Source organism: Cupriavidus necator A5-1 (assembly GCF_000744095.1).
Lineage (GTDB): Bacteria > Pseudomonadota > Gammaproteobacteria > Burkholderiales > Burkholderiaceae > Cupriavidus > Cupriavidus necator_A.
The window spans coordinates 4,221,961-4,242,029 of the sequence record NZ_JQLI01000008.1 but is presented as its reverse complement, the minus strand read 5'-3'; the positions used below and the strand labels follow the sequence as shown (position 1 = coordinate 4,242,029).

Annotated in this window: 23 protein-coding genes, 1 tRNA gene and 1 pseudogene; 14 read left to right on the top strand and 11 right to left on the bottom strand. The window is 65.8% G+C overall.

Translation table 11 applies throughout. From position 1 onward, the window contains the following. The first annotated feature begins 42 nt into the window (after window positions 1-42). The 4 genes and pseudogenes from K307_RS43740 to K307_RS48380 all read left to right on the top strand — a co-directional run bounded on the left by K307_RS43740 (window position 43) and on the right by K307_RS48380 (window position 2,647). The gene (locus tag K307_RS43740) at window positions 43-948 is read left to right on the top strand and encodes an ATP-binding protein (protein ID WP_042887290.1); all 906 of its coding nucleotides are present in this window, start codon (window positions 43-45) and stop codon (window positions 946-948) included. Next, entirely contained in the window at window positions 945-1,391 is a 447-nt protein-coding gene (locus tag K307_RS43735) for an NUDIX domain-containing protein (RefSeq protein ID WP_042887289.1), read from the top strand. The genes K307_RS43740 and K307_RS43735 overlap by 4 nt, the downstream gene beginning before the upstream one ends. 57 nt (window positions 1,392-1,448) lie before the next feature. Further along, window positions 1,449-2,156 (top strand): annotated as a pseudogene (locus tag K307_RS43730) (OPT family oligopeptide transporter); the annotation flags it as partial. Between the two features lie 299 nt (window positions 2,157-2,455). Continuing rightward, a complete protein-coding gene (locus K307_RS48380; protein WP_155301385.1) occupies window positions 2,456-2,647 on the top strand; it encodes a hypothetical protein in 192 nt (63 codons plus the stop codon). 18 nt (window positions 2,648-2,665) lie between these two features. On the opposite strand, the gene K307_RS43725 is transcribed toward K307_RS48380, so the two are convergent. The 6 genes from K307_RS43725 to pilB form a co-directional block, all read right to left on the bottom strand. Next, on the bottom strand, window positions 2,666-2,857 hold the full coding sequence (locus tag K307_RS43725) for a DNA gyrase inhibitor YacG (protein ID WP_042887286.1): 192 nt from the start codon (window positions 2,855-2,857) through the stop codon (window positions 2,666-2,668). A 30-nt stretch (window positions 2,858-2,887) separates the two neighbouring features. After that, window positions 2,888-3,646 carry a cell division protein ZapD gene (gene zapD, locus K307_RS43720; protein WP_042887285.1) on the bottom strand — a complete coding sequence of 253 codons (759 nt, stop codon included), beginning with the start codon at window positions 3,644-3,646 and terminating at the stop codon, window positions 2,888-2,890. Window positions 3,647-3,907: 261 nt separating this feature from the next. Then, window positions 3,908-4,546 carry a dephospho-CoA kinase gene (gene coaE, locus K307_RS43715; RefSeq protein WP_042887284.1) on the bottom strand — a complete coding sequence of 213 codons (639 nt, stop codon included), beginning with the start codon at window positions 4,544-4,546 and terminating at the stop codon, window positions 3,908-3,910. A gap of 85 nt (window positions 4,547-4,631) precedes the next feature. After that, entirely contained in the window at window positions 4,632-5,531 is a 900-nt protein-coding gene (locus K307_RS43710) for a prepilin peptidase (RefSeq protein ID WP_042887283.1), read from the bottom strand. A 3-nt stretch (window positions 5,532-5,534) separates the two neighbouring features. Next, complete coding sequence (locus tag K307_RS43705; RefSeq protein WP_042887281.1) at window positions 5,535-6,806, bottom strand: type II secretion system F family protein; 1,272 nt, start codon at window positions 6,804-6,806, stop codon at window positions 5,535-5,537. A 69-nt stretch (window positions 6,807-6,875) separates the two neighbouring features. Further along, window positions 6,876-8,600, bottom strand: coding sequence for a type IV-A pilus assembly ATPase PilB (gene pilB, locus K307_RS43700; protein WP_042887280.1), 1,725 nt, complete (start codon window positions 8,598-8,600; stop codon window positions 6,876-6,878). A gap of 407 nt (window positions 8,601-9,007) precedes the next feature. Here pilB and K307_RS51285 point away from each other — a divergent pair, with 407 nt between their 5' ends. Both K307_RS51285 and K307_RS43695 read left to right on the top strand, forming a co-directional pair. Then, window positions 9,008-9,229: a type II toxin-antitoxin system RelE/ParE family toxin gene (locus tag K307_RS51285; protein ID WP_419187200.1), complete on the top strand. Its 222-nt coding sequence runs from the start codon at window positions 9,008-9,010 to the stop codon at window positions 9,227-9,229. A 62-nt stretch (window positions 9,230-9,291) separates the two neighbouring features. Continuing rightward, window positions 9,292-9,567 carry a helix-turn-helix domain-containing protein gene (locus tag K307_RS43695; RefSeq protein ID WP_051975437.1) on the top strand — a complete coding sequence of 92 codons (276 nt, stop codon included), beginning with the start codon at window positions 9,292-9,294 and terminating at the stop codon, window positions 9,565-9,567. Window positions 9,568-9,681: 114 nt separating this feature from the next. Here the strand turns inward: K307_RS43695 and K307_RS43690 are convergent. Continuing rightward, window positions 9,682-9,758: transfer RNA gene (locus tag K307_RS43690), tRNA-Pro, on the bottom strand. A gap of 158 nt (window positions 9,759-9,916) precedes the next feature. Further along, entirely contained in the window at window positions 9,917-10,846 is a 930-nt protein-coding gene (ispB, locus tag K307_RS43685; RefSeq protein ID WP_051975436.1) for an octaprenyl diphosphate synthase, read from the bottom strand. Window positions 10,847-11,376: 530 nt separating this feature from the next. Here ispB and rplU point away from each other — a divergent pair. The 4 genes from rplU to proB all read left to right on the top strand — a co-directional run bounded on the left by rplU (window position 11,377) and on the right by proB (window position 14,501). Continuing rightward, the gene (rplU, locus tag K307_RS43680) at window positions 11,377-11,688 is read left to right on the top strand and encodes a 50S ribosomal protein L21 (RefSeq protein WP_006576525.1); all 312 of its coding nucleotides are present in this window, start codon (window positions 11,377-11,379) and stop codon (window positions 11,686-11,688) included. Window positions 11,689-11,727: 39 nt separating this feature from the next. Then, a complete protein-coding gene (gene rpmA, locus K307_RS43675) occupies window positions 11,728-11,988 on the top strand; it encodes a 50S ribosomal protein L27 (protein WP_011299102.1) in 261 nt (86 codons plus the stop codon). Between the two features lie 196 nt (window positions 11,989-12,184). Further along, window positions 12,185-13,282 (top strand): GTPase ObgE, encoded by a 1,098-nt coding sequence (gene obgE / locus K307_RS43670; RefSeq protein ID WP_042887278.1) that lies wholly within the window; start codon window positions 12,185-12,187, stop codon window positions 13,280-13,282. A 100-nt stretch (window positions 13,283-13,382) separates the two neighbouring features. Then, a complete protein-coding gene (gene proB, locus K307_RS43665) occupies window positions 13,383-14,501 on the top strand; it encodes a glutamate 5-kinase (RefSeq protein ID WP_042887277.1) in 1,119 nt (372 codons plus the stop codon). 79 nt (window positions 14,502-14,580) lie between these two features. Here proB and K307_RS43660 read toward each other — a convergent pair whose 3' ends face one another. Both K307_RS43660 and K307_RS43655 read right to left on the bottom strand, forming a co-directional pair. Further along, complete coding sequence (locus K307_RS43660) at window positions 14,581-15,162, bottom strand: CNP1-like family protein (protein ID WP_042887276.1); 582 nt, start codon at window positions 15,160-15,162, stop codon at window positions 14,581-14,583. Continuing rightward, window positions 15,155-15,880, bottom strand: a complete 726-nt coding sequence (locus tag K307_RS43655) for an RNA pyrophosphohydrolase (RefSeq protein ID WP_042887275.1) — start codon at window positions 15,878-15,880, stop codon at window positions 15,155-15,157. The genes K307_RS43660 and K307_RS43655 overlap by 8 nt, the downstream gene beginning before the upstream one ends. A 183-nt stretch (window positions 15,881-16,063) precedes the next feature. Here K307_RS43655 and K307_RS43650 point away from each other — a divergent pair, with 183 nt between their 5' ends. From K307_RS43650 to K307_RS43640, 3 genes are read left to right on the top strand one after another with little or no spacing between them, the layout of a single operon-like run. Further along, window positions 16,064-17,785 (top strand): proline--tRNA ligase, encoded by a 1,722-nt coding sequence (locus tag K307_RS43650; protein ID WP_042887274.1) that lies wholly within the window; start codon window positions 16,064-16,066, stop codon window positions 17,783-17,785. Between the two features lie 5 nt (window positions 17,786-17,790). After that, window positions 17,791-18,567, top strand: a complete 777-nt coding sequence (locus K307_RS43645) for a lytic transglycosylase domain-containing protein (protein WP_080745417.1) — start codon at window positions 17,791-17,793, stop codon at window positions 18,565-18,567. Beyond that, entirely contained in the window at window positions 18,564-19,466 is a 903-nt protein-coding gene (locus K307_RS43640; protein WP_042887272.1) for a 2OG-Fe(II) oxygenase, read from the top strand. Before K307_RS43645 ends, K307_RS43640 begins: the two co-directional genes overlap by 4 nt. A 46-nt stretch (window positions 19,467-19,512) precedes the next feature. Here K307_RS43640 and K307_RS48375 read toward each other — a convergent pair whose 3' ends face one another. Continuing rightward, complete coding sequence (locus tag K307_RS48375; protein WP_155301384.1) at window positions 19,513-19,683, bottom strand: hypothetical protein; 171 nt, start codon at window positions 19,681-19,683, stop codon at window positions 19,513-19,515. 71 nt (window positions 19,684-19,754) lie between these two features. On the opposite strand from K307_RS48375, the gene K307_RS43635 reads away from it, so the two are divergent. Then, the gene (locus K307_RS43635; protein WP_042887271.1) at window positions 19,755-19,976 is read left to right on the top strand and encodes a hypothetical protein; all 222 of its coding nucleotides are present in this window, start codon (window positions 19,755-19,757) and stop codon (window positions 19,974-19,976) included. The last annotated feature ends 93 nt before the right edge of the window (window positions 19,977-20,069 follow it).

The following is a 20,069-nucleotide window of genomic DNA, read 5'->3' as shown; positions in this document are numbered from 1 at the left end:
CTAAACCACCCCTCTCCCCACAACTGACACCGTCACGCTGCCATGTCTGACCTCACCTCCCGCCTCGACAACTTCCTCGCCCGACTCGAACAATGGCTGCCGCCGCAACTGAGCGATGCGGACTGGCAGGAGGCGGTAGCGTTCCGCTGGCGCAAGCGCCAGAGCCTGTTCGGTAATATTGGCTACCTGCAGCCGGTGCGCCAGCTGCCGCCGATCCACCTGGACGACCTGAAGAATATCGAGCGCCAGAAGGACGCCATCGTCGCCAACACGCGCCAGTTCGTGAACCAGCTGCCGGCCAACAACGTGCTGCTGACCGGCGCGCGCGGCACTGGCAAGTCGTCGCTGATCAAGGCCTGCCTCAATGCCTTCGTCAGGGACGGGCTGCGGCTGGTGGAGGTCGACAAGGACGACCTGGGCGACCTCGGCGATATCGTCGAACTGGTCTCGCAGCGACCGGAGCGCTTCGTGATCTTCTGCGACGACTTGTCGTTCGAAGAGGGCGAGTCGGGCTACAAGTCGCTTAAGTCGGCGCTGGACGGCTCGGTCGCGGCGCAGTCGGACAATGTGCTGATCTACGCCACCTCCAACCGCCGGCACCTGCTGCCGGAGTACATGAAGGACAACGAGACCTACCGCCACACCGACGACGGCGAGATCCACCCCGGCGAAGTGGTGGAAGAGAAGATCTCGCTGTCCGAGCGCTTCGGGCTGTGGCTGTCGTTCTACCCGCCCAAGCAGGACGAGTACCTGACCATCGTCGGCCACTGGCTCAAGCACTTCGGTTGCACGGAAGAGGACATCGCCGCGGCGCGCGGCGATGCGCTGGTGTGGGCGCTGGAGCGCGGCTCGCGCTCGGGCCGGGTGGCCTGGCAGTTCGCGCGCGACTGGGGCGGCAAGCATGGCAAGCCCTTTATCGCCGACGTGGACGGCGACGCCAAGGCATGAGCGAGTCCATGCAGAACCCCGCGGACGCGGCTGGCAATCCTCCGCGCAAGGTTACCGAGGTCGCCGTGGGCGTGATGGTGCAGCCCGACGGCCGCTTCCTGCTGGCGCAACGCCCTGCGGGCAAGCCCTACGAGGGTTACTGGGAATTCCCCGGCGGCAAGCTGGAGCCCGGTGAGTCGGTGGAGGCAGCATTGGCCAGAGAACTCCATGAAGAACTGGGCCTTGACGTAACGCAATGCGAGCGCTGGCACATCCTCGAACATGACTACCCGCACGCCTATGTGCGGCTGTACTTCTGCAAGGTCACGGCCTGGCGGGGCGATCCCGTCGGCCGCGAAGGCCAGGCCTTCTCCTGGCAGCAAACGCCCGTGACAGTCGGGCCGCTGCTGCCCGCCACTATCCCCGTGGTGGAATGGCTGGCCGAGGAAGCGCGCGACAGCTGACCTTGCCATTGCCCGCGGCGCCCGCTCCTGCGCCGCAGTCCAAGGAAAGGAACCAGCATGCTCCGCGCCGACCGTATCGCCGACGACATCTCCCTGCCTGAACTGACCCTGCGCGGCATCATCCTCGGTGCGCTCATCACGGTCGTGTTCACCGCCTCGAACATCTACCTGGGGCTGAAGGTCGGCCTGACCTTCTCGTCGGCGATCCCGGCGGCGGTGATCTCGATGGCCGTGCTGCGGCTCTTCCCCGGCGCCAACATCCTCGAAAACGACATGGTGCAGACGCAGGCCTCGGCCGCGGGCACCCTGTCGTCGATCATCTTTATCCTGCCCGGCCTGGTGATGCTGGGCCACTGGCAGGGCTTCCCGTTCTGGCAGACGCTGGCGATCTGCGCGGCCGGCGGCATGCTGGGCGTGCTGTTCAGCCTCCGGCTGCGCCATGCGATGGTGGTGCAGAGCGAGCTGCCGTATCCCGAAGGCGTGGCCGCGGCGGAGATCCTGCGCGTGGGCAGTGCCGCGCAGGGCGAGGCCGTGCCGGGCCAGAAGCGCCAGGCGACCGGCCTGGCCGACCTGATGGCCGGCGGCCTGGTGGCGGGGCTGTTCAGCTTTGCCGCCGGCGGGCTGCGGGTGCTGGCCGAGGGCGCAAACTTCTGGCTGTCGGCGCGCGCCTCGGTGGTGCGACTGTCGATGGGCTTTTCGCTAGCGCTGGTGGGCGCGGGCTACCTGGTCGGCATCGTCGGCGGGCTGGCGATGCTGCCCGGGCTGCGGCACCTGCCACCTGCGCGACGAGAATGCCTGTCAAAACGGTCTGCGGCGGCTGCTGACGCAAGTCGGCGACGCTGTGGACTGCTCCCATCTGCCCTGCTCGGGCCCCGTTCAGATTATCGGGCGGTGTGATTGGCGATTCCATCCGCAAGGATGGACGGGAGTCCCGAGAGGGGGCGCCAATGTGAATTCAATGCGCCTGCCGGAGTACCGGCAGCGAATGCGCGCGTTACCGCGCGCTCGGGTTGGTGACCGCGCGTCCAAATCTGCAAAGACGTCGCCATCAGCGATGCGTAGGCTTGCTTAGATTTGGAAGAGCGGAAAGCCTGGTCGGCGTGATGCTGGCCGCGGTGATCGGTCTGTCGGGCAAGGACGCGCCGCTGGCGATGGTCGGGGGTGGGTTTGAAGCGACCGCGCAGTGGCTGGGCCTGGCGGTGTTCGTGCTGGTGTGCGTGGGGTTCTACCGCCGCGTGCTGGCGGCGGCGCGCTGAGTGTCCCGTGGGGGACGCTCAGTCGTCCTCGTTTTCAGGCAGGTCGGCGGAGGGCGTTTCGCCGGGCTTGCCGCCGATCACATACTTCTCGGACGCCCATGCGCCGAGATCGATTTGCTTGCAGCGTTCGGAACAGAACGGGCGGAACTTGTTGTCCGGCACCCAAGGCACATCGGTGCCGCAGGTGGGACATTTGACGACGGCAGGCATGGCTTTAAAAGCAGGCTTCAGGAATCGGCTTCAGAAATTGCAGAGTTTCAGCAGGAACGGGATATCCGCATCGACCGAGCGTGGCCGCAGGTCGCCGTCCTGCTGCGTGAAGCGCACCCACAGCATGTACTTGTTGGCGCTCATCTCCGGGATAAACGCCAGCAGCGAGTCATCCAGGTAGACCTGCATCAGCTGGTAGCTGCGCCCGGACAGCATCTGCTGGTAGCTGCCGCCGGTGGCGATCACCTTGCCGCTCTGGCCGGCTTCGCGCAGCAGGCGCAGCACGATGGTGGTGCCCATGCGCAGCGACACCAGCGGGCGCGCCCACTTGAGGATATCGGCGCGGCGGTCTTCGGCGGGGCGGTGCTGCCAGGCATAGTAGGCCGGCAGGTCGAACTCGCAGGTGCCGCCGGGGATGATCGCGCGGCTGCGGATGCTGGTCAGCCACTCGTTGTCGGCCAGCAGCTGGCCGGCCTTGCCCACGGTCTGGTTGAGCATGGCGATGCCTTGCTCGATCTCGCCGATCACGGCGTCCAGCGTTTCCTGATGGATCTGCGGATTGGCGCGCAGCGGCGCCAGCGCCTGGCGCTGGCGTTCCAGTTCCTTGATCAGGTCGGTCTTCAGATCGGCACGGCCCGCTACGTCAATGATCTCGAACAGCGTGGTCAGCGCGACATGGTGCTGCTGGGCATGATCCTGGGCGAGGAAGTAATCCAGCCGATCGAACAGGTCCTCCAGGCGCAGGAGCGTCCTGATGCGTTCGTTGAAAGGATATTCGTACAGAATCAAGTGCTATGTCCGTGCGGCGCGTCGGGCGGGCTCCATGGCAGGAGCGGGTCCGATGCAGAATGTGGCCCGGCAGAATGTGGCCCGGGAAAGCGGCGAGATGCCAAACATGGGGCGCCTCGAGTCGCATCGAGTGGCGCATCATGTGTCGATCCGTGCAGTATGCGGCCATTTCCCGGCATGTTCCAGCGCATTCTATGCGAGACAAGGGCCGAGGACAATGTCATGTGCATGATGCGGTGCGCTGGCACGCCGACTTTGCTGTTATACGTCGGACTCGGGATGGACCTCGCCGGCCGCGGACAGTTCACGGTAGTAGCGGTCGAGCCGGTCGACCTGGTCCACCAGCGACTCCACCGGGCCGTCGTTGTCGATGACGTCGTCAGCACATGCCAGGCGCGCGCCGCGCGTGGCCTGCTTTGCCATGATGGCCTGGACCTGCTCGCGGCTGAAGCCGTTGCGTGACATCACGCGCGCCACCTGCGTGGCCTCGCTGCAGTCGACCACCAGCACGCGGCCCACCCGCTCGCGCCACGATCCCGATTCCACCAGCAGCGGCACCACGTAGATCACGTAGGGATGTTCGCCGGCGTCGCGCACGGCCTGCGCGCGTTCGTTGGTCAGCGCGCGGATAAGCGGATGGGTGATGCCTTCAAGCCGCGCCTTGGCGGCCGGGTCGGCGAATACCAGCGCGCGCATCGCGTCGCGGTCCATGGCGCCGTCCGGGCGCAGGCAGCCGGGGCCGAAGGCCTCGACCAGCGCCGGGATGGCGCGCCCGCCCGGGGCGGTGATCTCGTGCGCGAGCAGGTCAGTGTCGATGATCGCGGCGCCGCGCGCGGCGAACATGTCGGCCACGCGGGACTTGCCGCTGCCGATGCCGCCGGTCAGTCCGATTTCCAGCATGTGGGGTTCTGTGTAGGGTTCGATGGCAATGTTGCCGTCACGATACCAGCTTCACGCGTCCGCGTCGGACGTCACCGCGCCGGCATCATGGCAGCGCCAGCGGCAGCACGCCCGGACCGAACACCAGCACCACCACGCCCGCCAGCGCGATGAAGGGGCCAAAGGGGAAGGGCGTATCACGCTCCTGCCGGCGCAGCGCGATGCTGGCCAGCCCGAATACCACGCCCGCCACCGACGACAACAGCACCAGCGCCGGCAGCGCCTGCCAGCCGAACCACGCGCCCAGCGCGGCCATCAGCTTGAAGTCGCCGAAGCCCATGCCTTCCTTGCCGCGCACCAGCCGGAACAGCCAGTACGCCACCCAGAGCACCAGGTAGCCGGCGGCGGCGCCGATCACCGCATCGGCCAGCGGCACGAACAGGCCGCCCAGGTTCAGCAGCAGCCCCAGCCACAGCAGCGGCAGCGTGATCTGGTCGGGCAGCAGTTGCGTATCCGCATCGATCATGGTCAGCGCCAGCAGCGACCACACCAGCACCAGCGCGGTCAACGCCTGCCAGCCCGGCCCGAAGCGCCACGCCACCAGCGCGCTCAGCAGGCCGCAGGCCAGCTCCACCAGCGGATAGCGCATGCTGATCGGCGTCTTGCAGGCCGAGCAGCGCCCCCGCAGCAGCAACCAGCTCAGCACCGGCACGTTCTCCCACGGCGCGATCGCGTGGCCGCAATGCGGGCAGGCCGAGCGCGGTACCATCAGGTTGTAGCGGGCGGGATAGGGTAGCGGGTCGCCGCGCAGCTCGGCGATATAGTTGGCCTCGTCGCGCTCCATCATGCGCGGCAGCCGGTGGATGACCACGTTGAGGAAGCTGCCGACCACCAGCCCCAGCAGGGCCGCCGCCGCGACCATGAACGCCGGCGGCAGCGCCGCCAGCGCGTGCAGCAGCTGCCCGCTGCCGGTCGGGAAAGGCGAGGTGGAGAATGCCAAAGCCATCCCTTACACCACCTGTCCCAGCTTGAAGATCGGCAGGTACATCGCCACCACCATGCCGCCGATCAGCACGCCCAGCACGACGATGATCAGCGGCTCGATCAGGCTGGAGATCGCGGCCACGGCATCGTCGACCTCGCGCTCGTAGAACTCGGCGACCTTCAGCAGCATATTGTCGAGCGCACCGGACTCCTCGCCGATCTGCGTCATCTGCAGCACCATGTTGTCGAACACATGGGTCGCCTGCATCGCATTGGTCAGGCTGGTGCCGATGCGCACCGATTGCTCGATCTCGCGCGTTGCGTCGTAATACAGCCAGTTGCCGGCGGCGCCGGCGACGGATTCCATCGATTCCACCAGCGGCGTGCCGGCGGCGAACATGGTCGCCAGCGTGCGCGTCCAGCGCGCGATCACGGCCTTGCGGAACAGACTGCCGAAGATCGGCAGCTTCAGCAGCATGCGGTCGGTGGCGCGCTGCACTTTCTCGGATTTCTTCAGGGCACGCAGGTAGAAGATGATGCCACCCACGGGTACGCCAATCACCAGGTACCAGTACTGGACGAAGAAATCCGAGATCGCGATCACCACCAGCGTCGGCGCCGGCAGGTTGGCGCCGAAGCTCGAGAACACGCCCTTGAACGCCGGGATCACGAACAGCATCAGGATCACCGTGACGGCAAAGGCCACGGTCAGCACCGCGATCGGGTAGATCATCGCCGACTTGATCTGGCTCTTCAGCGCGATGGTCTTTTCCATGTAGAGCGACAGGCGCTCCAGCAGGGCATCGAGGATACCGCCCTGTTCGCCGGCATCGATCAGGTTGCAGTACAGCGTGTCGAAGTACTTCGGATGGCGCCGGAACGCCGCCGCCATGCTGCTGCCCGATTCGATGTCGGAGCGGATGTCCGACAGCAGCTGCGTGAAGTTGGGGTTCACGTGCCCGCGCGCGATGATGTCGATCGACTGCAGCAGCGGGATGCCCGCCTTGAGCATGGTCGACAGCTGCCGCGTGAAATAGGCGATGTCCTTCTCGGTAATCTTGCGCCCGCGCGCGGCCTTGCGCTTCTTCAGCTTGACGATGGTCAGGCCCTGCTTGCGCAGCGTGGCGGTGACCTCGGCCTGGTTCTCGGCGCGCAGCTCGCCGGTGAAGGTCTTGCCCTTGCGGTCCTTGCCTTCCCACTCAAAGATGTACTGGGTGGGGGCCTTGCGCCCCTTCCCTGATTTCGCCCGTGACGGCGCTGCCGTCCGGGCGCCCGCCGCTGGTGCGCGCGTCGCCATGATTTTGACCCCCGAAGTAAATGACGTTTGTTCTACGTCTTGTATTTACGTTGTGCCCTACGTGTCCGACTAAATATTCGTGGTCGCCAGCACTTCTTCGAGTGACGTGACGCCCTGCTTGACCTTCAGCAGCCCAGCTTCGCGCAACGATAGCACGCCGTCCTTGCGCGCCTGCTCCGCGATCTGCAAGGCCGTGCCGTGCGACAGGATGATCTGCTGCATGGCCTCCGTGATCGGCATGACCTGGTAGATGCCGCAGCGGCCCTTGTAGCCGCTGCCGTTGCAGCGCTCGCAGCCGACCGGATGGTAGGGCTGCCAGCTGCCGTCAATATCCTGCTCGCGGAACCCGGCGTCGAGCAGCGCCTGGTGTGGCAAATCGCCCTGGCGCTTGCAGGTGCACAGCCGGCGTGCCAGCCGCTGCGCCGTGATCAGCAGCACGCTGGAGGCGATGTTGAAGGGCGCGACGCCCATGTTCATCAGCCGCGTCAGCGTGGTCGGCGCGTCGTTGGTGTGCAGCGTGGACAGCACCAGATGGCCGGTCTGCGCGGCCTTGATCGAGATATCGGCGGTTTCCAGGTCGCGGATTTCGCCGACCATGATGATGTCCGGATCCTGGCGCAGGAACGAGCGCAGCGCCGCGGCAAAGGTCAGCCCGGCCTTGTCGTTGACGTTGACCTGGTTGATGCCGGGCAGCTGGATTTCGGCCGGGTCCTCCGCGGTGGAGATATTGATATCGCCCTGGTTCAGCAGGTTCAGGAAGGTGTACAGCGACACCGTCTTGCCGCTGCCGGTCGGGCCGGTCACCAGCACCATCCCGTACGGGCGCTTGATCACGTCCAGCAGCAGCGCCTTCTGCTCCGGCTCGTAGCCGAGCTGGTCGATGTCGAGCTTGTCGGATGACGATTCGAGGATCCGCATCACGATCTTCTCGCCAAACAGCGTCGGCAGCGTCGACACGCGGAAGTCCACTGCCTTCTCCACCGTCTCCTTGGCGTCCTTGTCTTTGGGCAGGGAGATCAGCAGCTTCATGCGGCCGTCCTGCGGCACGCGCTTTTCAGAAATATCCAGCCGCGACAGCACCTTGATGCGGGTGGCGATCTTGTCGCGGATATCCAGCGGCGGGCGCGCGACTTCCTGCAGCACCCCGTCCACGCGGAAGCGGATGCGGTAGAAGGTCTCGAACGGCTCGAAGTGCAGGTCGGACGCGCCGCGATGGAAGGCCTCGGTCAGCAGCTTCTGCAGGAAGCGCACCACCGGGGCGTCATCGATGGCCTCGGCGGCGGTGCGGTTGCGCTGCGCGCTGGCGGCGGCTACCGGGTCGTACTCGATCAACTTGCGCTCGACCTGTACCGGGGAGATGTTCTTCAGCGTGCCCAGCGCCTCGCCGGCGGAGCGCACGTGCTTCATCAGCTTGTCGTGCTCGACCACCACCGCTTCGACCGGCAGTTTGTACTTTTCCTTGATCGCATCGAGCCCGGCCTGGTTGGACGGGTCGGACGTCGCCAGCACCAGCCGGTTCTCGCGCCGGCCCAGGGGCAGCAGGCGGTGCGCGTGGAATTCACGGTTGCCGGCCAGCGCCGGCGGCACCTTGTTCAGGTTGTACTGCGCCAGGTCCAGCAGCGGCAACTGGTACTTGTCCGCCGCGAACAGGGCCAGGTCGTGCGCGCTCATGGTGCCGCTGCCGACGATCTCGTCGATCAGCTGCGACTGCTTTTCGCGCGCGGCCTGCTCCAGCTGAGCAAGCAGGGCGGGCGCGATACGCCGGCTCTGGGCCAGGGCAAGACCGAGTGTCATGGCAGGTGCGGTGTGCGGTTGGACGGTGGCCGCTGGCCACGGAGGGGGCGGGACGGACCCACGCCCCCGGATCGGGGCAGTTTGCCGCCGGGGTCACTTTTTGTAAAGGCGACGGCGGGACGGTGTTGGCGTTTGCGCGACACGGGCGCAACCCTACTTGCGCGGGGAGAAGGAGGCGTTTTCGGCGGTTTCCTGTGCCGGCTGGCTCCCTTTTGAGAAGAATCCCTACGTCCTGTCATGGTCCCATTAGCCTCTGCCAAGATACGTCGCCACAGCATCTTTGATCTGATATGGAATCAAACGTGAGTGCATAACACCGCATGAGGCCGATCTACAAAAAGCCCTTCGCGTAGTTCGTCAAGAAGGCACACAAGCCGTTGCAACTGGCGATCGAAGATGAGGTGTAGGTGGTGTGCGCAGAGCCTGGCGTTGGGGAAGCCAAGGCTGGCGACCTGGCCGGAATCTGGGTCTACAAATTCAAGTTCAACCGGCAGCAATATCTGATCGCCTACCGGCCGCCGCCGCCCGGGCAGCGGGCCCAACAGGCTTGCATCTCGAGGTGCTGTGGATCGACTTTTACAAGGTGGGCTCACATGAGAACTTCTACGATGAGCTCAAAAAGTACCTGAAGGCAGAGAGGAAAGGATGAACATCATGACCGCAGAAGACCTGATGAAGGCACGTCAGCAAGATGCCGGTGCAGGAGCGCGTCAAGTTCTTCACGCTGGTCGGGGAGCAGGCTTTCCGGGACGAGAACTTCTCGCACGAGGAAGTCTTTGGTCACCTGGCCGAGGATGATTTCACCGCCGCCGAGGCCGCCGAATACCTGGAAGTCTCGATCGCCACCTTCCGCCGCCTGGTGCGGGATGGCAAGCTGACTGCTCGTGCCGAAGTGGGACGTAGCCAGCTTTTCACCGTAGCCGACCTGAGGGCGTTCAAGCGTCAGCGTACGGCGATCAAGGGTTGATCGGACAGTAGCGGCGCAGCCGATCTGGCGTGGGGTGGGGACGTGCCGTGGCCCGAATGGCCGGCACAAAGACAAAGAGCCGAATCAACTCACGTCGATTCGGCTCTTTAAATCTGGTCGGGGTGAGAGGATTCGAACCTCCGGCCTCTACGTCCCGAACGTAGCGCTCTACCAGGCTAAGCTACACCCCGATTTGGTCTTCCTGGCTAACTCTTAACAGGTAAGCTTAACCGTTAAGTTTGGTCGTCAGCAGCAAAGAAGGCAAGTTTAGCAGCGTTTTTTTTGAAAGGGAAGAGGGGAAGGCAAAATCGCCTTTCATCCCGCTTCCATTGCCTACGCCGCTTTCGCGTTAAGACAATCGCTGCAGCGAGAACGAGCAGAGCTGGATCAGGGTCTCTTTCAGCTCCGACGCGGGGAATTGCATCGCAGCCTTTTCCGCAGCCTCGGCCTCACGCCGCGCGGCTTCGTAGGTCACCTCCAGTGCGCCGCTGGCGTGGATCGCGGCGAACACGGCGTCGAAGTGCTCGGTGCCGCCCTGGACGATGGCGTCGCGCGCCAGCTGGCGTTGCTCGGCGGTGCCGTGCTCGAGCAGGTGCAGCAGCGGCAGCGTGGGCTTGCCTTCGCGCAGGTCGTCGCCGGCGTTCTTGCCCATCTGCTCCGCGCTGGCGGTGTAGTCGAGCATGTCGTCGATCAACTGGAAGGCGGTGCCGATGCGGCGGCCGTACTCGGCCGCGGCTTCTTCCATCTCCGCGTCGGCGCCGGCCAGCACCGCGCCCAACTGGGCCGCGGCCTCGAACAGCTTGGCGGTCTTGTAGCGGATCACCTGCAGGTAGCGCTCGATGGTGACATCCGGGTCATGCATGTTCAGCAGCTGCAGGACTTCCCCCTCGGCGATCACGTTGGTCGCGTTGGACAGGATTTCCATGATGCGCATGCTGCCCGCATCGACCATCATCTGGAACGCACGCGAATAGAGGAAGTCGCCGACCAGCACGCTGGCCGCGTTGCCGAATACCGCGTTGGCGGTATCGCGGCCGCGCCGCAGCTCGGACTCGTCGACCACGTCGTCGTGCAGCAGTGTGGCCGTATGGATGAATTCGACGACGGCGGCCAGCTCATGGTGGCGGTTGCCGTCGTAGCCCAGCGCGCGCGCCGTCAGCAGCAGGATCACCGGGCGCAGGCGCTTGCCGCCGGCACCGATGATGTATTCGCCGATCTGCTCGATCAGCGGGACTTCAGAAGACAGCCGCTGGCGGATGACAGCATCGACCGCGCGCATGTCTGCAGCGACCGGGGCAAGCAAGGCAGTGGCGGAAGGCTGGGACAAGATGATCACCGTTACGCAAAACCGGACGATTATATGCGAAGCCCACGCCGTTCTACGCGTGCGGCGCATTCTAAAGATGGCCGCTCAGGGTATGCGCGCAGGGCGTTCGCGTGGTGCGCATCTATAATTCGGGCATGAACAAGCCCGTATCTCGCCGCCATTTGCGCCGCACCGCCCTGTGGGTGGCGTTTGCCGCACTGGCGGGATTCCTGCTCGCCGACCTGACCTGAGCCGGGCGCCCTCGCTTTGTGGCGATGCCGCCGCCCACAGGCTATGTGCCTGTTTTCTTTGCGCTTTTCCCGAACCTCGTTTACAATTCCCGGTTTCCTCCGGTTGCTACGCGCGCTTTGCGGGTCCTGACCGGCGGGAGATAACCGGGCCGCAGTGAGCCCGCCCATACGCCGCGCCGTGCAGTTGACCGGCCGCGCAGGGCGCGCCAGTGCCGGCATTCGGCGTTTTATTCACATCCGAGAGGTTCGACAATGTACGCGGTCGTAAAAACCGGCGGCAAGCAATACAAGGTTGCTGCTGGCGAAAAACTGAAAGTAGAACAGATACCGGCAGACATTGGCGCAGAAATCACGCTCGACCAGGTGCTCGCAGTGGGCGCCGGCGACCAAATCAAGTTTGGTACGCCGCTGGTTAGCGGGGCTTCCGTCAAGGCTACCGTTATCTCCCAAGGTCGTCACGACAAGGTGAAGATCTTCAAGATGCGCCGTCGCAAGCACTACCAGAAGCGTCAGGGCCATCGTCAGAATTACACCGAACTGCGCATCGAAGCGATCGTTGCCTGATCGATCGAGCGTAACTAGGTAAAGCGACAGGAGTAAGACATGGCACAGAAAAAAGGCGGCGGTTCCACGCGGAACGGCCGTGATTCCGAATCGAAGCGTCTGGGCGTGAAGGTGTTTGGTGGCCAGGCCATCAATGCCGGCGGCATCATCATCCGCCAACGCGGTACCCGCGTGCATGCCGGCGACAACGTCGGCGTGGGCAAGGACCACACGCTGTTTGCCCTGGTGGACGGCCACGTGCAGTTCGCCGTCAAGGGCCCTGCCAAGAAGCAGCACGTCAGCGTCGTTCCGGCGGCCTGATAACAGCCTTTGCAGGATGAAGGCCCCGCAACGCTTGCGGGGCTTTTTCTTTTCTGGCCACAATTAGGGGCACTATCAAAGCGATCCTGGCGGGGCTTGGGATTCACCTCGCTTCGATAGCGCCTTTTGCGGTGCGCCCGGCAGGGCAGGCGGCATCCGGCCGCCAGCCCGCCGCTCCCATCACGGAAAACCCATCATGAAGTTCATCGACGAAGCCCGAATCGAAGCCATCGCCGGCAACGGCGGCAATGGCAGCGCCTCGTTCCGGCGCGAGAAGTTTGTGCCCTTCGGCGGCCCGGATGGTGGCGATGGCGGCCGGGGCGGCAGCGTGTTCGCCGTGGCGGACCGCAATATCAATACGCTGATCGACTTCCGCTATGCCAGGAAGCACGTGGCGCGCAACGGCGAGAACGGCCGCGGCTCCGACTGCTATGGCGCGGCTGGCGAAGACGTCACGCTGCGCATGCCGGTGGGCACGCTGATTATGGACATGGACACCGGCGAGGTGATCGCCGACCTGACCGAGCATGGCCAGCGCGTGTGCCTGGCCGAAGGAGGCATGGGTGGCTGGGGCAACCTGCATTTCAAGTCCAGTACCAACCGAGCGCCGCGCCAGCAGGTAGACGGCAAGCCGGGCGAGCGCCGCATGCTCAAGCTCGAGCTGAAGGTGCTGGCCGACGTCGGCCTGCTGGGCATGCCTAACGCCGGCAAGTCGACCTTTATCTCGCATATTTCCAATGCGCGCCCGAAGGTCGCGGACTACCCGTTCACCACGCTGCATCCCAACCTGGGCGTGGTGCGCGTGGACCACGAGCAATCGTTCGTGGTTGCGGACATCCCCGGCCTGATCGAAGGCGCGGCAGAAGGCGCGGGCCTGGGCCACCAGTTCCTGCGCCACCTGCAGCGTACCGGCCTGCTGCTGCATATCGTCGACCTGGCGCCATTCGACGAGGCGGTCGACCCGGTCGCCGAAGCCAAGGCCATCGTCAACGAACTGAAGAAGTACGACGAAACGCTGCACGACAAGCCCCGCTGGCTGGTGCTGAACAAGCTCGACATGGTCCCCGAGGAAGAACGCGCCGCGAAGGTGAAGGACTTCCTCAAGCGCTACAAGTGGAAGGGCCCGGTGTTCCAGATCTCGGCGCTGACCGGCGAAAACTGTCGCGACCTGATCTACGCAATCAAGGACCACCTGCTGGCGATCAAGGCCGCGGAGGCCGCGGCGCTGGCCGAGCCGGATATCCGCCTGGACGAGCGCCTGCACAACGTCGACCAGGGCGAGCGCGAGGCATAAGCAAGAGGCCGCCGACGGCTGGCCTCACCGCAGCACACTACATTCGGACAATTCGGGCGCGGCGCCCGCCGCCGGCTGCCCGGGAGACAGGATTCCCGCCATGCAATCGGTCATCGCGCAGGCAAAGCGCATCGTCGTCAAAGTCGGCTCCAGCCTGGTTACCAACGACGGCAAGGGGCTGGACCACGACGCCATCGCCCGCTGGGCGGCCCAGATCGCCAAGCTGCGCGTGGCGGGCAAGGAGGTCGTGCTGGTCAGCTCCGGCGCCATCGCCGAAGGCATGCAGCGCCTGGGCTGGGTGCGCCGCCCCAAGGAAATCCACGAGCTGCAGGCCGCCGCCGCCGTCGGCCAGATGGGCCTGGCGCAGGTCTATGAAAGCCAGTTCGGCCGCTACGGCATCCGCACCGCGCAGGTGCTGCTGACCCACGCCGACCTGGCCGACCGCGAGCGCTACCTGAACGCGCGCTCCACGCTGCTGACGCTGCTGTCGCTGGGCGTGGTGCCAATCATCAACGAGAACGACACCGTGGTCACCGACGAAATCAAGTTCGGCGACAATGACACGCTGGGCGCGCTGGTGACCAACCTGATCGAAGGCGACGCGCTGGTGATCCTGACCGACCAGCGCGGCCTGTACACCGCCGACCCGCGCAAGGACCCGGCCGCCGAGTTCGTGGACGAGGCGCTGGCCGGTACGCCCGAGCTGGAAGCGATGGCCGGCGGCGCAGGCACGTCGATCGGCCGCGGCGGCATGCTGACCAAGATCCTGGCGGCCAAGCGCGCGGCCAAGTCGGGTGCCCACACCACCATCGCCTCCGGGCGCGAAGCCAATGTGCTGGAGCGCCTGGCCGCCGGCGAGGCCATCGGCACCCAGTTGCTGGCGCCAACCGGCCGGCTGACCGCGCGCAAGCAATGGATGGCCGACCACCTGCAGCTGCGCGGGCGCGTGGTGATCGACAATGGCGCGGTCGAGAAGCTCACCGGCGGTGGCAAGTCATTGCTGCCGATCGGGGTGGTAGAAGTCCAGGGCGAGTTCGCCCGCGGCGAGGTGATCGCCTGCGTCGACACACAAGGGCGCGAGGTCGCGCGCGGCATCACCAACTATTCCAGCGCCGAGGCGCGGCTGATCGCGCGCAAGCCCTCGTCCGAGATCGAATCCGTGCTCGGTCACCTGAACGAGCCCGAGCTGATCCATCGCGATAACCTGGTGCTGGTCTGAGGCACAGGCAACAAGCGCATAAGAAAAAACGGCGGGACTGGATGACAGTCCCGCCGTTTTCGTATCGACGCTTCCGGTGTCAGCGATTGCTTGGCGCCCGTGACTTCAGCTCGCGCACCATGTCATCCGGCTTGCCGGCCACCGTGCGGCCTTCACAGAAGAAATCGGTCGCCAGCGTCGCGGCATAGGCGTTGCTCACCCGGGTTTCCATGCGGTGCCAGTTCTCGCCGTATTCGCTCAGGTTCGGAATCCATTCCTTGGCGCCGGCCGGCAGCGTGGCGTAGAGCTTGCGCTCGAACGCGTCGCAACGCATGCCTTCGAAGGTCACGTTGCGCGCACCGCTCCGACTGCTGGTGACAACGGTATAGCGCACCACGTTGTCCTTGCCAACCGAGACCGACTTGCTGTCCACCGCGAACGAGAGGTTGCCGGTGCCCGATACCGAGAACGGGATCAGGTCGGCGTCCTGCGGCAGCGGCGGCAGCATCGCCTTTGCCTCCTCGAAGGTCTTGGGCGCGAACGGGTTGAGCCACGTGCTCTCTTCCTCTGCCATCTGCTTGCCGGTGGTCTTGCAGCCGGCCAGCGCAAGGCTGGCCGCGGCAAGCAGCAGTCCGGCAGCGCGCAGGCCGCCAAGGCGGCCCGGGCCGGTGAAACTAGTCATCAGTGCTCCGTGAGGTGGATACCGGCGCTGCGGCCGGCGAAACAGATACAGGCTGGGCTTCAGGCGCGGGCGCAGGGGCGGGCTCGGGTTCCGCCGCGCCATCGCAGTCGGCCCCGGCCACCGCCGGCTGCCCCGGCTGGCCACCTCGGCCTTGCATCTGGCCGCGCGGCCCGCCGTGGCGCCCATGCATGCCATGCGCACCATGGGCGCCGTGTGTGCCATAGGGGCTCAGCGGCACGCGCGGGTGCCGGTTCAGGAAGCGTGACAATTCCGTCAGCGCCATCTGATAGACATCGCGCTTGAACTCGATCACCGCCTCCAGCGGCACCCAGTAATGGCTCCAGCGCCAGGCGTCGAACTCCGGATGGTCGGTGGCGCGAAGGTGGATATCGCAGTCCCTGCCGGCCATGCGCAGCAGGAACCAGATTTGTTTCTGGCCCTTGTAGTGGCCGCGGATCTCGCGGCGGATGAACTTGTCCGGCACCTCGTAACGCAGCCAGTCGCGCGTGCGACCGACGATCCTGACGTGCTCCGGAAGCAGGCCGATTTCCTCATGCAGTTCGCGGTACATGGCCTGTTCCGGCGTTTCGCCGTACTTGATGCCGCCTTGCGGGAACTGCCAGGAGTGTTCGCCGATTCGCTTGCCCCAGAAAACCTCGTTTCGTGCGTTGAGGAGGATGATGCCGACGTTCGGGCGAAAGCCTTCACGATCGAGCATGACTGCACCTCGAATCCTTTAGAATTACGCTGATTATAAAGGAAGCGCGCAGCCGGGCTCAGAAGGGGGGATGGTGGTTTTCCCCGAGCAGAAGGGCAGTTTCAGGCGCGTGCGCGACAAATCAGTGCCGCAGCTCCCCCGGATTTTGCCGGGATTCGACGACGGCCTCGAGAGAAACAACGGATGAAAGCCTCGCAATTCTTCATTTCCACCCTCAAGGAAGCGCCCGCCGACGCGGAAATCGTGTCGCACAAACTGATGATGCGCGCCGGCATGATCAAGAAGCTGGGCGCCGGCATCTACAGCTACATGCCGATCGGGCTGCGCGTGATCCGCAAGGTCGAGAACATCGTGCGCGAGGAGATGAATCGCGCCGGCGCGGTGGAATTGTCCATGCCAGTGATCCAGCCGGCCGAGCTGTGGCAGGAAACCGGCCGCTGGGACAAGATGGGCCCCGAACTGCTGCGCCTGAAGGACCGCCATGAGCGCGACTTCGCGGTGCAACCGACCTCGGAAGAGGTGGTGACCGATATCGCCCGCAGCGAGATCCGCAGCTACAAGCAGCTGCCGCTCAATTTCTACCAGATCCAGACCAAGTTCCGCGATGAGCGCCGGCCGCGCTTCGGCATCATGCGCGGGCGCGAGTTCACCATGAAGGACGCCTATTCCTTCGACCGTGACACCGACGGCCTGCGCAAGTCGTACGAGAACATGTACGACGCCTACGTGCGCATCTTCCGCCGCTTCGGGCTGGAATTCCGTGCGGTGGCGGCCGACAACGGCGCCATCGGCGGCTCGGGCTCGCATGAGTTCCATGTGATCGCCGAGACCGGTGAAGACGCCATCGTCTACTGCCCGACCTCGGACTACGCCGCCAACATGGAGGCCGCCGAGGCGCTGCCGCTGCTGGCCGAGCGCGCCGCGCCCAAGGAAGACCTGGTCAAGACCTTCACCCCGGAAAAGGTCAAGTGCGAGCACGTGGCAGAGTTCCTGGGCATCCCGCTGGAACGCAACGTCAAGTCCATCGTACTGGCCAAGGACACCGAGGCCGGCGCCGAGATCTGGCTGCTGCTGATCCGCGCCGATCATGAGCTGAACGAGGTCAAGGCGTCCAAGGTACCGGGCCTGGCCGACTTTCGCTTCGCCACCGAGAACGAAATCGTCGACGCCTTCGGCTCGCCGCCGGGCTACCTCGGTCCGATCGGCGCCAAGAAACCGGTCAAGGTGGTGGCCGACCGCACCGTCGCCAACATGAGCGACTTCGTCTGCGGCGCCAACTACCGCGACTACCACTACACCGGCGTCAACTGGGGCCGCGACCTGCCCGAGCCGATCGTGGCCGACCTGCGCAACGTGGTCGCCGGCGACACCTCGCCGGAGGGCCAGGGCACGCTGGAAATCTGCCGCGGTATCGAGGTGGGCCACGTGTTCATGCTGGGTACGCGTTACTCGGAATCGATGAACGCCACCTTCCTGGACGAGAACGGCAAGACCCAGCCGATGCAGATGGGCTGCTACGGCATCGGCATCACCCGCATCCTGGGCGCCGCGATCGAGCAGAACTTCGATGAGCGCGGCATCATCTGGCCGGCTGCGATCGCCCCGTTCGCGGTGGTGATCTGCCCAGTGGGCTACGACCGCTCCGAAGCCGTCAAGGCCGAGGCCGACCGCATCCATGCCGAGCTGCTGGCGGCCGGCGTGGACGTCATCATCGACGACCGCGGCGAGCGCCCCGGCGTGATGTTCGCCGACTGGGAGCTGATCGGCGTGCCGAACCGCGTGGTGGTGGGCGACCGCGGTCTGAAGGAGGGCAAGGTCGAGTACCAGGGCCGGCGTGACGCGCAGGCCACCGCGGTCAGCGTGGCCGATGTGGTCGGCCACGTGCGCAACCAGCTGGCGAACTGAGCGCCATGCGCGCCGCACCGGGGATGACCGACGCCGGCCGACGCCCCGCGCGGCGCCAGGCCGTGGCCGTTGCCCGCCGCTTTGCCGGCGGGCTGCTGCTGGCGCTGGCCGCCACGGCCGCCCAGGCCGGCGCGCAGAAGGAAGAAGACCTGGCCGATTCCGTGCGCGGCGCACTGGCGGCCGCGATTGCCGACGACCGGCCCACACGGCCGGTCTTTGCTTCGGGCGGCGAGCGCCTGGCCTACCTGAAATGGCTGGGCGAAATGTCCTCGCGCCTGTCTTCGCGCATCCCCGAGCCGCAGGTCCGCGTCGAGCTGATCGAGACCGCCTACTACGAGGCCAAGCGCGCCGGGCTGGAGCCCGCGCTGGTGCTGGGCCTGGTCCAGGTCGAGAGCAATTTCCGCAAGTACGCGATCAGCTCCGCCGGTGCGCGCGGGCTGATGCAGGTGATGCCGTTCTGGGTGCGCGCCATCGGCGACAACGACGCGCGCAAGCTGTTCCACCTGCAGAGCAACCTGCGCTACGGCTGCACCATCCTGCGCTACTACCTGGACCGCGAGCAGGGCGACCTGTACCTGGCTCTGGGCCGCTACAACGGCAGCCGCGGCCGGCCGGAGTACCCCAACGCGGTGCTCGCGGCGTGGAAGCGCTGGCAATATTCCGAAGCATCGGTCACCGTCGCCGGCGATCCCGAGATCGCCCCGTCGCGCCCGCGCGCGCCAGTGTCCGAGCCACCCCAAAGCAATCCCTTCTCGCCCCGGCGCGTCGCCAATCCCTCATGATCCGCGAAGCATCCGCTGCCGGCGGCAAGGCCGGCTATACCGAATCCTCGCCCGAACTCGAGCAATGGCTGGCCCGGCATATCGCCCAGGGCTTCGGCGCCGAGGCGCTGGTGCTGTCGATGCTGCGCTCGGGCTATGACGATGCCTTTGCGCGCCAGGCCGTGGCGGCGGCGTTCGCCCAGGGCGCGGGAGCCGACGCCCCTGCGCTGCCGGCGGCGCGCGGCAAGGCTCCCGTCGCTGCGGCCAAGGCCGAGCCGCAGGTCTACGTCGCGCACGGCGGCGACCGCGATATCCCGATCCTGTTCCGGCTGGCATCGCCGCGCATCCGGTTGTTCCAGCAACTGCTGACCGACGAGGAGTGCGATGCGCTGGTGGCGCTATCGCGTGGCCGGCTGGCGCGCTCGCCGGTGGTCAACCCGGATACCGGCGACGAAAACCTGATCGACGCGCGCACCAGCATGGGCGCGATGTTCCAGGTGGGCGAGCACGCGCTGATCGAGCGCATCGAGGCGCGCATCGCCGCGGTCACCGGCGTGCCGGCGGAGCATGGCGAAGGGCTGCAGATCCTCAACTACAAGCCGGGCGGCGAGTACCAGCCGCACTTCGATTACTTCAACCCGCAGCGCCCCGGCGAGGCGCGTCAGCTGTCCGTGGGCGGCCAGCGCATCGCCACGCTCGTGATCTACCTGAACACGCCCGAAGCGGGCGGCGCCACCGCGTTCCCGCGCGTCGGCCTGGAGGTGGCGCCGGTCCAGGGCAATGCGGTGTACTTCAGCTACCTGCTGCCCGACGGCAAGCTCGACGACCGCACGCTGCACGCCGGCCTGCCGGTGGCATCGGGCGAGAAATGGATCGCCACCAAATGGCTGCGCGAACGACCATACCGCAGCGAGGCGTGAGCCTGCCTGCGAGCGTCAGCTGAGTTATCTGCCGGCACCGGTCCACTCAAGGCGGATCCTGCACCGTGCCATGACGTAGCAACCGGCGCAGCGCCTCATCGTCCAGCCGCTGCGAGCCGTCGAGCCAGGTGCCCAGCAGCGCCAGCAACGCATCGATGCGCGCCAGCAGATGGGCGTCGTCTTCGGTCTCCCCGGCTTCCTGCCTGAGGGCGCGCAAGGCCGCTACCGCGGTGTTCCTGCTCTACATGCCGATCTTCGAGCTGGCCGGAGCGATCCAGGAGTAGAGCAATGCAGGCCCTTGAAGACACCTGGCGCGATGCGGCGCGCCTGCGCCAGCAGCCCCTGTCGGCCTACCTCGACGAACTGCTGGCCGAGTCGCCGCAGCACCTGCCGCGCGTGGCTGCGCTGCTGGGGCTGACGCCGCTGGCGCCGCATCAGCTGGAAGGCAACTGGCATTTCGACGCGCTGCCGCTGCCCGATGCCCTACCAGGAGTGGATCTTTGTCCATAAGTCGGAAGCAAACTGACCGGCGGCCGGCGGCGTCCCTGTATCGGCGTATTTCCGTCAAAGTGTACCGGTACTGTACCGTTCGCTGACCGTAGA

Bases quoted from the DNA above. Each gene is read 5' to 3' on its own strand.
- K307_RS43705 (WP_042887281.1), bottom strand. From the start codon at position 6,806: ATGGCGACGCGCGCACCAGCGGCGGGCGCCCGGACGGCAGCGCCGTCA.
- K307_RS43635 (WP_042887271.1), top strand. From the start codon at position 19,755: ATGCAGGCCCTTGAAGACACCTGGCGCGATGCGGCGCGCCTGCGCCAG.
- rplU (WP_006576525.1), top strand. From the start codon at position 11,377: ATGTACGCGGTCGTAAAAACCGGCGGCAAGCAATACAAGGTTGCTGCT.
- obgE (WP_042887278.1), top strand. From the start codon at position 12,185: ATGAAGTTCATCGACGAAGCCCGAATCGAAGCCATCGCCGGCAACGGC.
- K307_RS43725 (WP_042887286.1), bottom strand. From the start codon at position 2,857: ATGCCTGCCGTCGTCAAATGTCCCACCTGCGGCACCGATGTGCCTTGG.
- K307_RS43740 (WP_042887290.1), top strand. From the start codon at position 43: ATGTCTGACCTCACCTCCCGCCTCGACAACTTCCTCGCCCGACTCGAA.
- K307_RS43640 (WP_042887272.1), top strand. From the start codon at position 18,564: ATGATCCGCGAAGCATCCGCTGCCGGCGGCAAGGCCGGCTATACCGAA.
- K307_RS43695 (WP_051975437.1), top strand. From the start codon at position 9,292: ATGCCGGTGCAGGAGCGCGTCAAGTTCTTCACGCTGGTCGGGGAGCAG.
- K307_RS43735 (WP_042887289.1), top strand. From the start codon at position 945: ATGAGCGAGTCCATGCAGAACCCCGCGGACGCGGCTGGCAATCCTCCG.
- K307_RS43650 (WP_042887274.1), top strand. From the start codon at position 16,064: ATGAAAGCCTCGCAATTCTTCATTTCCACCCTCAAGGAAGCGCCCGCC.
- rpmA (WP_011299102.1), top strand. From the start codon at position 11,728: ATGGCACAGAAAAAAGGCGGCGGTTCCACGCGGAACGGCCGTGATTCC.
- K307_RS43645 (WP_080745417.1), top strand. From the start codon at position 17,791: ATGCGCGCCGCACCGGGGATGACCGACGCCGGCCGACGCCCCGCGCGG.
- K307_RS43660 (WP_042887276.1), bottom strand. From the start codon at position 15,162: ATGACTAGTTTCACCGGCCCGGGCCGCCTTGGCGGCCTGCGCGCTGCC.
- K307_RS43655 (WP_042887275.1), bottom strand. From the start codon at position 15,880: ATGCTCGATCGTGAAGGCTTTCGCCCGAACGTCGGCATCATCCTCCTC.
- proB (WP_042887277.1), top strand. From the start codon at position 13,383: ATGCAATCGGTCATCGCGCAGGCAAAGCGCATCGTCGTCAAAGTCGGC.
- K307_RS43710 (WP_042887283.1), bottom strand. From the start codon at position 5,531: ATGGCTTTGGCATTCTCCACCTCGCCTTTCCCGACCGGCAGCGGGCAG.
- pilB (WP_042887280.1), bottom strand. From the start codon at position 8,600: ATGACACTCGGTCTTGCCCTGGCCCAGAGCCGGCGTATCGCGCCCGCC.
- ispB (WP_051975436.1), bottom strand. From the start codon at position 10,846: ATGCGCGCGGTCGATGCTGTCATCCGCCAGCGGCTGTCTTCTGAAGTC.
- coaE (WP_042887284.1), bottom strand. From the start codon at position 4,546: ATGCTGGAAATCGGACTGACCGGCGGCATCGGCAGCGGCAAGTCCCGC.